Origin of the sequence: Acinetobacter sp. AND/436, from assembly GCF_049546925.1 — a bacterium.
GTDB lineage: Bacteria > Pseudomonadota > Gammaproteobacteria > Pseudomonadales > Moraxellaceae > Acinetobacter > Acinetobacter indicus.
Genome location: NZ_JBMXBO010000002.1, coordinates 211,431 through 226,463 on the forward strand (window position 1 = coordinate 211,431; position 15,033 = coordinate 226,463).

At 45.3% G+C, this 15,033-nt stretch carries 12 protein-coding genes and 1 pseudogene; 9 read left to right on the top strand and 4 right to left on the bottom strand.

The features are described from left to right. Positions 1-96: 96 nt before the first annotated feature. A complete protein-coding gene (locus ACPEPR_RS02810; protein ID WP_045795109.1) occupies positions 97-876 on the bottom strand; it encodes an A1S_2505 family phage non-structural protein in 780 nt (259 codons plus the stop codon). Positions 877-1,185: 309 nt separating this feature from the next. Between ACPEPR_RS02810 and uvrB the strand changes: the two genes are divergently transcribed. The 6 genes from uvrB (at position 1,186) to ACPEPR_RS02840 (ending at position 8,280) form a co-directional block, all read left to right on the top strand. After that, positions 1,186-3,207: an excinuclease ABC subunit UvrB gene (gene uvrB / locus ACPEPR_RS02815; RefSeq protein WP_035362953.1), complete on the top strand. Its 2,022-nt coding sequence runs from the start codon at positions 1,186-1,188 to the stop codon at positions 3,205-3,207. A 124-nt stretch (positions 3,208-3,331) separates the two neighbouring features. Then, a complete protein-coding gene (locus ACPEPR_RS02820) occupies positions 3,332-3,919 on the top strand; it encodes a lipocalin family protein (protein WP_005176705.1) in 588 nt (195 codons plus the stop codon). Positions 3,920-4,052: 133 nt separating this feature from the next. Beyond that, complete coding sequence (gene rarD / locus ACPEPR_RS02825; RefSeq protein ID WP_005176706.1) at positions 4,053-4,982, top strand: EamA family transporter RarD; 930 nt, start codon at positions 4,053-4,055, stop codon at positions 4,980-4,982. A gap of 269 nt (positions 4,983-5,251) precedes the next feature. Next, positions 5,252-6,709: a glyceraldehyde-3-phosphate dehydrogenase gene (locus ACPEPR_RS02830; RefSeq protein ID WP_075167798.1), complete on the top strand. Its 1,458-nt coding sequence runs from the start codon at positions 5,252-5,254 to the stop codon at positions 6,707-6,709. A 173-nt stretch (positions 6,710-6,882) separates the two neighbouring features. After that, the gene (locus ACPEPR_RS02835; protein ID WP_423561914.1) at positions 6,883-7,593 is read left to right on the top strand and encodes an MFS transporter; all 711 of its coding nucleotides are present in this window, start codon (positions 6,883-6,885) and stop codon (positions 7,591-7,593) included. A gap of 12 nt (positions 7,594-7,605) precedes the next feature. Next, entirely contained in the window at positions 7,606-8,280 is a 675-nt protein-coding gene (locus ACPEPR_RS02840) for a hypothetical protein (protein ID WP_423561896.1), read from the top strand. A gap of 13 nt (positions 8,281-8,293) precedes the next feature. Here ACPEPR_RS02840 and ACPEPR_RS02845 read toward each other — a convergent pair. After that, positions 8,294-9,145 (bottom strand): annotated as a pseudogene (locus ACPEPR_RS02845) (SDR family oxidoreductase). Between the two features lie 115 nt (positions 9,146-9,260). Between ACPEPR_RS02845 and ACPEPR_RS02850 the strand changes: the two are divergent. Beyond that, positions 9,261-9,635, top strand: coding sequence for a winged helix-turn-helix transcriptional regulator (locus ACPEPR_RS02850; RefSeq protein ID WP_016660049.1), 375 nt, complete (start codon positions 9,261-9,263; stop codon positions 9,633-9,635). A 500-nt stretch (positions 9,636-10,135) separates the two neighbouring features. Here the strand turns inward: ACPEPR_RS02850 and ACPEPR_RS02855 are convergent, their stop codons facing one another. Beyond that, complete coding sequence (locus tag ACPEPR_RS02855; protein ID WP_423561897.1) at positions 10,136-11,323, bottom strand: MFS transporter; 1,188 nt, start codon at positions 11,321-11,323, stop codon at positions 10,136-10,138. Positions 11,324-11,589: 266 nt separating this feature from the next. Between ACPEPR_RS02855 and cgtA the strand changes: the two genes are divergently transcribed. Further along, positions 11,590-12,801: an Obg family GTPase CgtA gene (gene cgtA / locus ACPEPR_RS02860; protein WP_016660051.1), complete on the top strand. Its 1,212-nt coding sequence runs from the start codon at positions 11,590-11,592 to the stop codon at positions 12,799-12,801. A gap of 29 nt (positions 12,802-12,830) precedes the next feature. Further along, the gene (gene proB, locus ACPEPR_RS02865; RefSeq protein ID WP_005176735.1) at positions 12,831-13,964 is read left to right on the top strand and encodes a glutamate 5-kinase; all 1,134 of its coding nucleotides are present in this window, start codon (positions 12,831-12,833) and stop codon (positions 13,962-13,964) included. Positions 13,965-14,047: 83 nt separating this feature from the next. On the opposite strand, the gene ACPEPR_RS02870 is transcribed toward proB, so the two are convergent. Next, entirely contained in the window at positions 14,048-14,752 is a 705-nt protein-coding gene (locus ACPEPR_RS02870) for an SIMPL domain-containing protein (protein WP_104469874.1), read from the bottom strand. Positions 14,753-15,033 lie beyond the last annotated feature (281 nt).

Here is a 15,033-nt window from a genome sequence, read left to right on the forward strand (position 1 = left end):
ATAAGAATTGTGTTTATTTTTATAAATGTGATTTGCATCACTGAATTAAAAAGCGGCCGGCTCAGTGGCCGGCTGCTCTGGTATTAAAAAGAGGGATTATTTTTTGGCCCGATGCGCCGGACGCGGTGGGGTAATTTCACGTTGACCATGCCAGACTTCGGCAAAATCCTGTTCATTAATACTATACAGTTCCAGTAAGGCTAGAATCACCCCGCCAAACAGCATGGAACCTTCAGAGTTGCTTTGCCATTCGAAGACCTTGTCTTTCAGGCCATATAAAATATCTTCAATTTCAAAAATCCGGTCACGGCCATTGCTGTCGGTCGGGTACATCTGGGTATTCAGCAAAATTTTAGCCAGACTTTTTTCATTGTCATTTAAAGCCAGTACTTCAATCAGCTCATCCGGATTGCTGGCAAAAATCACCGGATCACGAAAAATGGTATGCAGAAAATGCTGGTTCAGTTTCGGTAAAGATTTCTCGACAAAAGGCCGGAAGGAGGCCGGGAAAATCACATTGTGGGAAATGCCTTTAAACATCGGGGCGATTTCCTCGACTTTATAACCGGCAATACCACAGCCAATTGAAGTCAGAAAATACTTCATTTTCGGATGATTTTTGGTATAGGTTTTAAAGTCATCTATATAGTGCTGAATTTGCGACAGCGGCATTTGCTGCAAATGCTCGTTCATGGTTGGAATGGCAAAGCTTTGTCCGGCCCAGCCACGCCCTACGCCGCGCACGGCGCCAAAGTGTTGCAGGGCAGTGCGCGCTGCACCGCCGGCATGATCACCCGCCAGATTACTGCCAAAGACAAAAATCGTATCTTCAGGCAAGCTTTTAATAATACTTTCATCATGATATCGGTAAGTCATTGTCATTAAATCTATGTGATCCCTTGTGTTCATGTTGCCCGTGAAGCGGGGCAGAATCAAGTGAAAAAGCACAAGACGAGGGTGTTTTTCTGTTTCACATGAAGATTTTGCTTTGATCTGGGTATGTCTGGTGAGAGTGTGCCAAACAGCAGCGGGTGAAGGTCTTTATTTCAGTTGCACTGCGGACTAAAAACAGAACCTTGCCGATGCTGCCGGTGACAAGAAAGTGTACAAAAATTACAATCTGAAGCCAGATAATAGGCTGAATCTGTTAGACTATTTTTTTCGATCTGTATGAGTACGCTATCCGTGAGTGATCATCAACCTTTTGAATTGGTTACCCATTATCAACCTGCTGGAGATCAGCCGCAGGCCATTGAAAAGCTGGTGCAGGGAATTCAAAAGGGCATGCATGATCAGTTGCTGCTGGGGGTAACCGGTTCCGGCAAGACCTATACCATGGCCAACGTGATTGCCCAGTTACAGCGGCCAACTATTGTGATGGCGCATAACAAGACTCTGGCGGCCCAGCTCTACGGCGAATTTAAAGCCTTTTTCCCGCATAACTCGGTTGAATATTTTGTCAGTTATTATGACTACTATCAGCCGGAAGCCTATGTGCCATCTTCCGATACCTTTATTGAAAAAGATGCTGCCATTAATGATCACATTGACCAGATGCGACTGTCGGCGACGCGGGCATTACTGGAACGTCGTGACTCGATTATTGTGGCATCGGTATCGGCTATTTACGGTCTGGGTGATCCGAATGCCTATATGAGCATGTTGCTGCATGTGGTGCAGGGCGACCGGATTCAACGTGAAGACATCATCCGCCGGCTGGTGGAAATGCAATATAGCCGCAATGAACTAGAGTTTTTGCGCGGGACCTACCGGATTCGCGGTGAAATTATTGATATTTTTCCGGCAGAATCGGAGCAGAATGCCATCCGGATTGAACTGTTTGATGATGAGGTTGATTCGATCCGCTGGTTTGATCCGCTGACCGGCAAAATGATCCGCAAAGTGCCACGCGTCACCATCTACCCGAAAAGCCACTATGTCACGCCCAAAGACCATTTGCAGCGCGCCATTGAAACTATTCGTGAAGAACTGAAAGAACGTTTAGGCTTTTTCCGTGCACATGACAAGCTGCTGGAAGCACAGCGTATTGAGCAGCGTACCCGTTATGATCTGGAAATGATGCAGCAGCTCGGCTATACCAACGGCATTGAAAACTATTCCCGTCATTTATCCGGTCGTCCGGCCGGTGAAGCGCCACCAACCCTGTTTGATTATGTGCCGGATGATGCCTTGCTGATTATTGATGAGTCGCATGTTACCGTGCCGCAAATTGGTGCCATGTATAAAGGGGACCGTTCGCGTAAGGAAAACCTGGTCAATTATGGTTTCCGTTTACCAAGCGCGCTGGATAACCGGCCAATGAAATTTGAAGAATGGGAACGGATTATTCCAAGCACCATTTATGTCAGTGCCACACCGGCGCAGTATGAACTGGAAAAAGCCGAGCAGATTGTCGAGCAGGTGGTGCGTCCAACCGGTTTGATTGATCCGGAAATTGAAATCCGTCCGGTGCTGACCCAGGTCGATGATGTCCTGTCGGAAATTAACCTGCGTAAAGATAAAAACGAGCGGGTTCTGGTCACGACCTTAACCAAGCGCATGGCCGAAGATTTAAGTTCCTATTTAAAAGAATACGGCATTAAAGTGGCCTATCTGCACTCCGATATTGATACGGTCGAGCGGGTCAAGATTATTCATGAGCTGCGCACCGGGATTTATGATGTGCTGGTGGGGATTAACCTGCTGCGTGAAGGTCTGGACATGCCTGAAGTCTCGCTGGTGGCGATTCTGGATGCCGACAAGGAAGGCTTCCTGCGTTCCGAACGTTCGCTGATTCAGACTATTGGTCGTGCTGCGCGGAATATTGCCGGCAAAGCAATTTTATATGCCGACCGGATAACCGATTCCATGCAAAAAGCCATTGATGAAACTGAACGTCGCCGTGCCAAGCAAATTGAATTTAACCAGCTACATGGTATTACTCCGCGCAGTGCTGTGCGTCAGGTCATTAAAGAAATTGATACCGGCGAGGTGCTGGAAGAAGATGTAATTGATGAGCAGATGGCAGCACAAACCTTGGCATTAACCGCGGATGAACGGCATATCGTGTCGGACCCGAAACTGTTTGCCAAGCATGTGGCCAAGCTGGAAAAAGAGATGCTCAAAGCCTCAAAAGAATTGCAGTTTGAACAGGCCGCACGTCTGCGTGATGAAATTATTCGTTTGAAGGCACAAATGCTGCAGTAAAGAAAAGTGTGGGAACTGTTAAAAAACTCCTTACATAACACAACAGTAAATACCTGAATTTACCGTTAATTTAGCCAAGTATGCTGAGAACTCCAGAACAATATTGAAGCTATAAGGTGACCTGATGAAAACGAATAATCTCCCTAAAGCGAGTTATAAATTGGCAAAAATTGCCGTAGGCGGGGCAGTGCTGGTCGGTTTAGGGCTGGCCACCATGGCTTATGCCCAGAAAGAGCCACTACCCACCGTTGAAAAAGTGGAATTGGATCGTTACCTAGGGGTCTGGTATGAGGTGGCACGTAAACCGATGTCCTTCCAGAATAAATGTGATCGGGATGTCACGGCGACCTATACCTTAAATGAAAATGGCAATATCAAGGTCGATAATCGCTGTATCACCAAAAATGGCGAACAAACCGTCTCTATTGGTGAAGCCTTTGTACAAAATGCGCCGTTTAATACCAAACTGAAAGTCAGCTTCCTGCCAGAATTTATCCGCTGGATGCCAATTGGTCGCGGTGATTACTGGGTGCTAAAACTGGATGAAGATTATCAGACCGTGCTGGTCGGTGAGCCACATCGCAAATATATGTGGGTGTTGTCGCGTACCCCGCAGGCCAATCCCGAAGTGATCAATGAATATCTCGAATATGCCAAATCTTTAGGCTATAACCTGGATGATATTATTCACACCAAACAGACAGCCCGTTAAAGCAATCTCCTACTAAAAATACACCATGCTCCGGCATGGTTTTTTATTTTTCGGTCAATAATTCATGCACGAACAGAGTTTTCCGGAGATGAACTGAGTATAATCAGCGCTCGGCAAAGATCAGGAGTGAAAGATGTATAAAGGCGTTGCTTTGTCTGTATTGGCATCCATCACTTTTGGTGTGCTGTATTTCTATACCCAGTTTCTGCAACCTTTAGACAGTGAAGAAACTTTTGCCTGGCGCATGCTGTCCACCTTGCCTTTTATCACCCTGTTTATGTGGTGGAGTGGTGATTTAAAGCATGTGGCCGAGATTTTCAGGCGGGTGCTACAACAGCCGCTTTTATTGCTGTGGCTGCTGATCAGTTCGTTCTTATGTACCACGCAACTGTGGCTGTTTTTATGGGGGCCAATTAACGGCCGTGGTCTGGAAGTGTCGCTCGGTTATTTCCTGTTGCCACTGGTGATGGTGCTGGTTGGCTGTGTGCTGTATAAGGAAAAACTGTCCAGCTGGCAAATGCTGGCGGTGGCGCTAGCCGTACTGGGCGTCGGACATGAAATCTGGCGCATTGGTAGTGTGGCCTGGGAAACTGTGTATGTGGCGCTGGCTTATCCTTTGTATTTCTTTTTACGCCGTCAGTTTAAAACCGACAATTTAGGCGGTTTCTGGTGGGATCTGTTCCTGATTTTACCAGTCGCGTTTTATCTGGGCTTTGTTTATAGCGACAGCATGGCATTGCTGTTGAATTACTCGCATCTGATCTGGGCTGTGCTGGGACTGGGCTTTTTAAGTGCCTTAGGTTTGGGCAGTTATATTCTGGCCAGCCGTTATTTGCCTTTTGTGATTTTTGGTTTGCTTAGCTATCTGGAACCGGTGTTGCTGGCTTTCGCCTCGATGATGCTGGGCGAGCGTGTTGAAGCCGATGAATGGCTGACCTACATTCCAATCTGGCTGGCGGTATTGCTGCTGGTGATTGAAGGTGTACTGCATGTACTGAAACAGAAACGGCAGGAGCGGGCCTTGCAAAAAAATGTCCAGAACTATCAGGACCGGCTGGAATAGCAAAAAAATATTATTATCAGTCGGTAAAATTTGTCTGATAAAGCAACAAACAGATAACTTGCTCTTTTTTATATGAAAAATAGCGTTTTTTAAAGATTTAGGTGCGAAATCATAAAAATAATTACAACTATTTTGCAAATTTATACTGAATATATAGCAAAATAGAGCGGTCTTAGACAGCTTTTGATTCAATCTTGCCGCCAATTCCATTACAATTGTCGGGTTTTGAATTTTATGCCTAGATATACAATTAATTAGAGGACGTATCTGTGAGCAAAGAGACTATCATCGCCCTACACGCAGAGCACCAAGGTCGCTGGAAAAACCGTGAAGAAATCGCGGAACAAATGATCGCTTTGATCGGTAAGCTGTACCGTGAGAAAAATATTGTTGTTTCAGTATTTGGACGTTCTTTAGTTAACCGTTCAGTGATTCAGATTTTAAAAGCACACCGTTTCACGCGTATGATGGACGTTGAGCTTTCAGTTGTACACACTTTCCCGATTCTTGAAGCATTAGCAAAAGTTGAAAACATTGGTACTGCTGAAATCGACCTGGGTAAACTTGCGGTTGCCTTTAAAGAGCAAGGCGGCGATGCAGATGCATTTGTAGCAGCTGCAGTCAAAGCGGTTGAAGGTCGTCCAACTTCTGTAGAAGGCCGTGATGTTGTACTTTACGGTTTCGGTCGTATCGGTCGTATCCTGGCACGTTTAATGATTGGTCAGTCTGGTCTTGGCCGTGGCTTGAACTTAAAAGCCATCGTAGTGCGTAAATCTGCAGATGGTGATTTGGAAAAACGTGCGTCTTTATTACGTCGTGACTCGATCCATGGTCCATTCTCTGGCACCATTTCTGTTGATGAAGAAAACGAAGCAATTATTGCGAACGGTCAGTTCATTAAAGTGATCTATGCATCTAACCCGTCTGAAGTAGATTACACTGCATACGGTATTAACAATGCACTGGTAATCGACAACACCGGTAAATGGCGTGATGCTGACGGTCTGGCTCAGCACCTGCAATGCCCAGGCGCAGCACGTGTCATTCTGACTGCACCTGGTAAAGGTGACATGAAGAACGTTGTTTATGGTGTAAACCAGGGCGACATTCTTGATGAAGATGCCATCATCTCTGCAGCAAGCTGTACTACAAACGCAATCACGCCAACCTTGAAAGTGTTAGACGACAAATACAAGGTGCTTAACGGTCACGTTGAAACAGTTCACTCGTTCACTAACGACCAGAACCTGATCGACAACTACCACAAAGCTGACCGTCGTGGCCGTGCTGCTACATTGAACATGGTAATTACTGAAACTGGCGCAGCGAAAGCAGTGGCGAAAGCACTTCCAGCGCTGAAAGGCAAGTTAACCGGTAACTCTGTACGTGTTCCAACACCAAACGTATCACTGGCAATTCTGAACCTGACGCTGGAGAAAGAAGTTGAGCGTGACGAAGTGAACGAATACATCCGTCAAATCTCAATCAGCTCGAACCTGCAAGGTCAGATCGGTTATACCAACTCGACTGAAGTGGTATCTTCTGACTTCATCGGTTCACGTACTGCAGGTGTATTCGACGCGCAAGCAACCATCACTTCAGGTAACCGTTTAACGGCTTATGTATGGTACGACAACGAAGTTGGCTATAGCTGCCAGGTACTGCGTATCGCTGAACAGATGGGTGGCGTAAGCTATCCAAAAGTTCCTGCTGAAACAAATGCTTAATTTGTAGTGCAGATCAGAAAGAGCCTCATTTGAGGCTCTTTTTTTATCTTCCATTAAAATAATAAGCAAAGATGCTATACAAAAAATTGCAAACCGTATCACGGTTTTTGGGCACAATTTCTGTCGAGAAAAACAAAAATGACAGATAGGATAAACCGTTGCCAAACAGATTGATGCTCCGCGGCATAATCTTGATGGTGCTGGCAGCCATGGTAGGTGTAGCAATTGCCTTATGGATTTTTCGGCATTTTCAGATTTATATTCCGCTCGAAAACCAGCAGGTCAATATTGATTTGCAGGAAGCACTCCAAGCCGAAGTTAAAATTCATGATGCACTGGATGTCGATGTCAGTGGCCGGGTCAATGCGGTTATTCCCATTCAGGAAAATCTGGATATTCCGTTGACCCAGACCTTAAATCCACGGGTGTATTTTGATACGCATGTGCCAATTCGTACCACCATTCCGGTGCGGGAAACCTTAAAAATTAACCAGCCCTTGGCGGTTGATACCCAGGTCAAAGTCAGGTTGATGGGAAAAGACATCAGTTTACCGCTCAAAGGCACCATTCCCATTGTGCTGGATGTGCCTATTCATATGGATGTGCCGCTGGCACAAAAAGTCCATTTGAAATTTAATGCGCCGGTAAAAACGGTATTAAAAGAAAACCTGAATATTCCTTTAAAAACCACACTGAATACCCAGATTCCGGTACAAGGTCATTTAAATGTGCCAATTCAAGCTGCGCTGAAGGCCTCGGTGGATGTAAAAAATACCTTACCAATTAAGATTGAGCAGGGTGAGCTGAATATTCCTTTAAACAGTATCCGTCTGGCGACGGCCGAAACGGCGCAGCCACAGACTACTGTACAAATGGTCGAGTAGAGGAGCGTGTAGATGTTTTCTTCACTTCGCCATCAGCTTGTGTTGGGCTTGATTGTGGCTGCGCTGGTCGCACTTCTGTTCTGGCTGTATTTAAATATTCAGGCCTCGATGTATGTCAATGCCCAAAAAGCGCGGTTGTTGTTACCGGAAGATTTACCTACTCATATTGAGGTCGGCAATTATTTACAGGCCCATACCCAAGGCCATTTAGATACTGAAACTCAGCTGGATCAGCAGGTGCAATTGCCGTTAGAAGGTAAATATCCGGCCAATCTGCAATTTGTAGTCACCACACCGATTGATGTAAAAGTGGACTATAAAACCCATATTCAAATTGATCAGCTGATGCCGCTACAGACCAGCACCGATTTAATCTATCAGAATCCGTTATTGCCCAAACTGCCGTTACAGCTGGATATTCCAATTAAAATGAGTGTGCCGTTTCATTTGCAGCGCACCTATCGGCTGCCGGTCAAGATTTTATTTAATGGCCCGGTCGGTCTGGAATTTCATGAGCTGTTAAAGGTCCGCTTGCTGCATCAATTTGCGCCGCAATTAAATCTGAATGATCCAATGACCTTGCAGAAAGTTTCCGGTTTTAATGCCACGATGCGTAATGTTGAACGACGCACACATGCCAATCTGGATATGAAAATGGATCTGAAACTGAGCCAGATCCATCCATAAACTGAAGCTGACTTTAGATCAGTTTCTGCAAAATACTTGTGATACTTGCGGTTGGACGTCCCAGTAATGTTTGCAAATCCTGGCTTTGGCTATACATGACGCCATCTTGGGTTTGAGCATCGACATCCGCCAAGAAACTGGCAAAATCCTCATCTAAGCCCACCTGTAGCAACAGTTGCTCAAAGGCTTCAGGGCTTAAGTTATTGTACTGCACTGGTTGTTGACTCACCTCGGAGATGGCTTGAGCAAGATCAGCCTTCGTAAAGCTTTGGCTTGATGCCAACTCATAGGTTTTATTCAGATGGGTATCCGTGAGTAATACACGTGCAATTGCTTCAGCATATTCGTCACGAGACGCGGCACTAATTTGACCATCCCCACTTGCACCATATATTGTGCCATGTTGGATCTCTTGGGTTAAGCCACCCAAATAGTTCTCGATATACCAGTTGTTGCGAAGCAGGGTATAGCTCAATCCACTTTCTTGAATCAATTTTTCAGTTTCACGATGTTCCTGTGCCAAGCCTAAACTGGAGTGATCTGCATTTAACAAACTGGTATAGGCAATATAAGGAACTTGACTCGCCTGGGCGGCTTCAATTACAGCTTAGTGTTGTGCAGTACGACGACCAATTTCATTGGCTGAAATTAAAAGTAACTTATCTACGCCCAATAATGCGGTACTTAAACTTTCAGGCTTGTCGTAGTCGAAATGGCGGATTTCGATGCCTTTCGGTAATTGTGCCTGGGCTTTTTCAATATTACGGACCAACGCAATAAGGTGATGTTCTGAACTTAAATTTAGAAGATGGTGGATCACCAATTGACCCAACTGACCAGTTGCACCTGTAATCGCAATATTCATATCTAACTCCAATATTGTTTGAAAAATAATCTTGATGGTTAAATACTAATCTGTTAACTTACTAAATGTAAGTACATACCAAAAAGTAAGCTTATTACCCACAGGAAAGATTTTTATGTCAGCTTATGAAACCAGTAAATTGCTTGGTCAAGTTTTATCCACAGATTGTCCATCGCGTGAAATTTTGGAACACTTAACCAATAAATGGTCGGTATTGGTTCTGCGCTGTTTAAGTGATGGTGTACATCGTTTTAGCGAGTTAAAACAGCGCATTGAAGGGGTGAGCGAGAAAATGTTAGCGCAGACTTTAAAAATGCTGGAACAAGATGGTTTTATATTAAGAACGGTTTATCCCGTTGTGCCACCAAAAGTAGAATATCAGCTGACGATTTTGGGTTCGCAAGCGTCTGAAAAGTTAAATTACTTGATTGGATGGGTAGAGCGTAGTTTGCCTGAGATTTTAGAGAATAAAGCGCGCGTTTCAAAATAGATTAAGTTGCTTGTGGGGAAGCAAGAATGAAACCCTCTGAACATCTGGCCGCGTCACTTTTAGTGGTCTATGCCATTATTTTGACTTTTATTTCATAGCCGAATTCCATAACTTAAGCACAAACATGTTGGGCTCATTTTCAATTTCTGGAAGACACGACTGGAGATCAAAGCTTAAAGGATAGGATTAAATAATTTAATCATAAAAGAATAGGATTATATTCAAGCTATTCGCGGAGGTTAACGTCGAAAAATATCGAGTTTATTGATTATCGAGTATCTAGGCTTGGAAAAGAAATGGGTCATACTTTTATCGCGTTAGGTCAGAAGTTAATGCGCTATGCAATTGATCAACAATAATAAAAAGAAATATTTTTATAAGCTAGTTTAAACTTCTCATTCAGCATAACAGCCCCTCATCCTAGCCTTCTCCCAAAGGGAGAAGGAACTTGCAGGATTTATCTTATGAATGAGTCATGAGCAGTGATGAATCAAAATATTTTAAGCCTGTTTCATCTTTTTAAAATCAAAACGGTCAATCACTAAAATACCAAGCGCAAAGACTAGTCCAAGTGCCACACAGCCAATCCATTCAAAATGTTCCCAGGCATACACCGCACCGAGTGAACCAATGGCTGCCCCTGAAAAGTAAATGGTCATATATACCGCATTAATTCTTGAACGCGCTTTAATATCAATCCGATAGACCAGGTTCTGGTTTAATACGTGAAATGCGGTCAGGCCAAAATAGCTCATCAGTACCCCAATCGCGTAGACCACAATATTCTGCTGGGCAAAAAACAGCGGAATACAGGACAACAGCATCAGGGAAATACAGAGCGTTGCAACCAGATTTTCCTGGCCTTGTCCCACGGTTTTCCCCGACCAGCTGGCCGAATAAATCCCGATCACGCCAAGTAAGCCAAACAGGCCAATTTCAAAATCACTAAAATGATAAGGCGCGCTGCCCAAGACAAAGGTCATTGAGGTAAAGACCATCGACAAAATGCCAAAGCCTAAGGCGCCGGCACAGGCACGGCGAATTAAATGCGGATGATGCTGCGCCAGTTTAAATAAGGAACGGTAAATTCCCATCACCGTTAAACCGGATTGTGGCTCGGTATTCGGCAGTTTGTGCCACATCAGCAGGGCAAAGCCCAAGGTCAGTATTCCGCTAGATAAATACACACCTTCCCATGACCAGTAAGTCGATACAAAACCGGCAAAGGTGCGCGACAGAATAATCCCCATTACCAGACCACTCATCAGTTTACCCACAATGGCAGCACTCGATTCCGGCGGACTAATGGTCGAGGCAAACGGAATTAACACCTGCGCAGAAATCGCACCAAAAGTGGCACATAAGGTAAAGAAATACAGTCCAGACAGGCTGCTGCTCAAAGACAGCAGGATTTGTGAAATTGCCGCGAAGACCATCAGACTAACAATTAGCTTGCGTTTATTGAGTAAATCACCCAGTGGCACCAATAGCATAAGTCCTAAACCATAACCAATTTGCGCGACTACTACAGCAAAGCCGGCTTGACTGGTGCTAATGCCCAGACTTTTTTCAATTGAATAAATGAGTGGCTGGTTAAAATAGGCAGAACCGGCACAGAGGCCACAGGCCAGCGCCATCAGTAATACAAATTGAGGGGACAGCACTGGCGTGGCGGTTGGGGAGGACATAACAATTTCTCAAGTCAGCGAGTAGCACACTATAGGTGTTGTGGACTGAAAATAGAAATAAGAAAAAACAATCATTTGATTGCTGAATATCATGCTTGGAAAAAAATAAGCGCTGTCCGGTTTTAGCTAGATTGCGCTTTTTAGATGGCGACACACAAATTGTAAAAAGAATTGTGAGCACAATAGATTTGCTGCATAAATTATTCGAGAAATCCTTTAAAATATGGCAGAATAGGCGGTTTTAAAGTTTTTAGAGGATTGGCAAGATGCGCTTTGTTGATGAAGCAGTCATTACCGTAGAGGCTGGCGACGGTGGCAATGGCGTAGCCAGTTTTCGCCGTGAAAAATTCGTACCATTTGGTGGTCCAGATGGTGGTGATGGTGGTCGTGGCGGTAGCATTTATATTCAGGCCGATGACGACACCAGTACACTCGTAGATTATCGTTATACCCGTAAATTCCGTGCTGAGCGCGGTAAAAATGGTGCAGGCGCAAACTGTGCTGGCCGTGGTGGTGAATCTGTGGTGCTGAAAGTACCGGTAGGCACCACGATTGTAGATACAGATTCTGGTGACATTATTGCTGACTTGGTCGAAGACGGTCAGAAAGTACTGGTTGCCCAGGGCGGTGATGGTGGTTTGGGGAATACTCACTTCAAATCATCGACTAACCGTACCCCGCGTAAATTTACCACAGGTGTGAAAGGTGAATTCCGCGAAATCCGTTTAGAGCTGAAAGTGCTGGCAGATGTTGGCTTACTGGGTATGCCAAACGCCGGTAAATCAACCTTTATTCGTGCAGTATCGGCAGCAAAACCAAAAGTTGCAGACTATCCGTTTACCACCATGGTGCCAAACCTGGGTGTGGTCGATGCCGATCGTCATCGTTCTTTTGTGATGGCCGATATTCCAGGTCTGATTGAAGGCGCCGCAGAAGGGGCTGGTTTAGGGATTCGCTTCCTGAAGCACCTAGCGCGTACCCGTATTCTGCTGCACATTGTCGATGTACAGCCAATTGATGGTTCAGATCCGGCACACAATGCCCGTGCCATTTTGAACGAGCTGGAAAAATTCTCGCCAACGCTGGCCAAACTGCCAGTAGTCTTGGTGCTGAACAAGCTCGACCAATTACCGGAAGATTCACGCGAAGAATGGTGTAAACATATTCTGGAAGAACTGCAATGGGAGGGTCCGGTATTCCAGACCTCGGGCCTAATGTCTGAAGGTACCAAAGAAGTGGTGTACTACCTGATGGATCAGATTGAACAGCAACGCGAACGCGAAGTTGAAGATCCAGACTATGCAGCAGAAATGAAAGCCTTCCGTGACCAGCTTGAAGCTGAAACACGCGAGCAAACCATCGCCGCTAAAGAAGCTTATCGTGAAATGCGTCGTCAGCAACGTCTGGCGGGTCAGGGCGATGACTTCGATGATGACGATGAAGATGATGGCGAAATGGAAGTATATTACGTACGTTAAGCTCTTGATGAAGAGTAACTGAGGACAAGATGATAGAAGTGGTAGATGGGCAACGTCAGCTCCAGGGTTGTAAACGAATCGTTGTTAAAATCGGATCATCTTTACTCACAGCAAACGGGAAAGGCTTAGATCTGGATGCAATTTCGCATTGGGCGAATCAGATTGCAGATCTGCATAATGCAGGACACGAGATTATTCTGGTGTCCTCCGGTGCTGTGGCTGAAGGCATGGTTCGAATGAAACTAGAGAATCGACCCACTGATCTACCCAGTCTTCAGGCTTGTGCGGCCATTGGTCAAATGGGCCTGGTACAAACCTGGTCCAGCGTGCTGGAAAAACACGACATTAAAACTGCGCAAGTGTTATTAACTCATGATGACCTGGCAGATCGTCGCCGTTATCTCAATTCATGTGATGCCTTGCAGCACCTGATTGACTGGCGCGTGATTCCGGTGATTAATGAAAATGACACGGTTTCCACTGACGAAATCCGTTTTGGTGATAACGATACCCTGGCAGCTATGGTGGCCGGACAGGTACATGCGGATCTGTTGATTATCCTGACCGATCAGCAAGGCATGTTTGATTCTGATCCGCGCTCTAATCCGGATGCCAAACTGTTCCATACCGTACGTGCTTTAGATGAAAGCCTGTTCGATATGGCCGGTGGTGGTGGCAAGTTTGGCCGTGGCGGTATGCTGACCAAAGTCCGTGCAGCGCGTTTAGCAGCCAAATCGGGTTGTCCAACCTTAATTGCCAGCGGTGAAAGTGATAATGTACTGGCCCGTCTGATGGATGGCGAAATGCTCGGTACGCTGTTTATTACCGACAATGATCGTATCACCGCACATCAGCAATGGCTAGCGGCGCATCTGCAAACCGCAGGCCGTCTGGTATTGGATGAAGGTGCGGTAAAAGCCATCAAGGAAAATCATCGTAGCCTGTTACCGGTGGGTGTACGCGCCGTGGAAGGGCATTTCGAGCGTGGTGATGTGGTGGAATGTGTCGATCGTCAAGGCCATCGGGTGGCTGTCGGGCGGGTGAACTTTAGCTCGCGTTCAGCAGACATTATTAAAGGTCTGGCCTCGGACAAAGTGCATCAGGTGTTAGGTGAAGCACGTTCGCTGGAAATGATCCATCGCAATCATATGGCGATTTACTAAGCCATACAGATTCAACTTAAGAAATACAAAAATCCCGCTTCCGAGCGGGATTTTTTATTTTGGAAATAGAGGTAACGAGCAATTTACTTAAACTGAATCGTCCCGTTGGCATTCACCGTCATCTTCGATTCACCGGCAGCCATATCCGGTGCAGGTGCTGCTTCAGCCACTGCAAACTTGGCGGTATTGGCGCGCATTGCAATCGGGCGCGGGGTATAGTTATTGGTATTCATGTTCAGATTGACCAGTTGATAGCCTGATTTATTCCAGGCCTGGGTCAATAACTGTGCGCGTTGCTGGAAGTTTTTCGAAGCTTCAACTAGTAGCTCATTTTCGACTTTCTTACGCTGGCTATCTGACACACTAAAATGTACTGATTGAGTTTGCAGGCGCTGCTGCAGCTCGCCAATGAGCTGGCTGGCGGCTTTAAAGTCGGTACTTTCCAGATGAATTTCGGCACGACCGCGCCATTCTTTCAGTTTCTGACTGTCATTGTCATAAACCGGATAAGTCGACTGTGAACCACTTTCTACTTTAACCGTTGGATATTTTCGCGCTGTGGCCATCGCCTGATTCATAATTTGGGTGATCTGATTGGCCAGTTCAGAAGGCTGTTTATGACTGCGCTCGATATACAGCACTGCGTTCATCTGGTCATTGGATACCTGACGGCTGGCTTCTGCCTGAACATTGATCAGATTGTAGTTCAGTTTTTCGGTGGTCTGCGCCAAGGCACTACCTGAAACTGCAGCAGCCAATAGGCAACTGGAGAGAGTAATAAAACGCATGATTTTGTCCTGTTTTTATAGGTATTTATCTATCAAAGCATATTAGCCAAGCAATATGGCTAATTTTTGCAGAGTTTGTGGTGGGATTGTAAAAAAATAATAAAATCTACTGACTCGGAATGGTTTGATTATTTATTTTAAAACAATATGTTATATTTAATAGTGGGTTTAATTCTGCAGGCAACTTACATAGGGTTAAAAAAAATATCAAGAATGCGGTTTTCTTTCTGCTGTCACATTGTAAGATGATAATTCAATCTAATGGTTAGACCGATAGAACT

Coding starts and splice junctions, on each gene's coding strand:
- ACPEPR_RS02850 (WP_016660049.1), top strand. CDS start 9,261: ATGTCAGCTTATGAAACCAGTAAATTGCTTGGTCAAGTTTTATCCACA.
- proB (WP_005176735.1), top strand. CDS start 12,831: ATGATAGAAGTGGTAGATGGGCAACGTCAGCTCCAGGGTTGTAAACGA.
- ACPEPR_RS02835 (WP_423561914.1), top strand. CDS start 6,883: ATGCTCCGCGGCATAATCTTGATGGTGCTGGCAGCCATGGTAGGTGTA.
- cgtA (WP_016660051.1), top strand. CDS start 11,590: ATGCGCTTTGTTGATGAAGCAGTCATTACCGTAGAGGCTGGCGACGGT.
- ACPEPR_RS02840 (WP_423561896.1), top strand. CDS start 7,606: ATGTTTTCTTCACTTCGCCATCAGCTTGTGTTGGGCTTGATTGTGGCT.
- ACPEPR_RS02855 (WP_423561897.1), bottom strand. CDS start 11,323: ATGTCCTCCCCAACCGCCACGCCAGTGCTGTCCCCTCAATTTGTATTA.
- ACPEPR_RS02870 (WP_104469874.1), bottom strand. CDS start 14,752: ATGCGTTTTATTACTCTCTCCAGTTGCCTATTGGCTGCTGCAGTTTCA.
- ACPEPR_RS02820 (WP_005176705.1), top strand. CDS start 3,332: ATGAAAACGAATAATCTCCCTAAAGCGAGTTATAAATTGGCAAAAATT.
- rarD (WP_005176706.1), top strand. CDS start 4,053: ATGTATAAAGGCGTTGCTTTGTCTGTATTGGCATCCATCACTTTTGGT.
- ACPEPR_RS02810 (WP_045795109.1), bottom strand. CDS start 876: ATGACTTACCGATATCATGATGAAAGTATTATTAAAAGCTTGCCTGAA.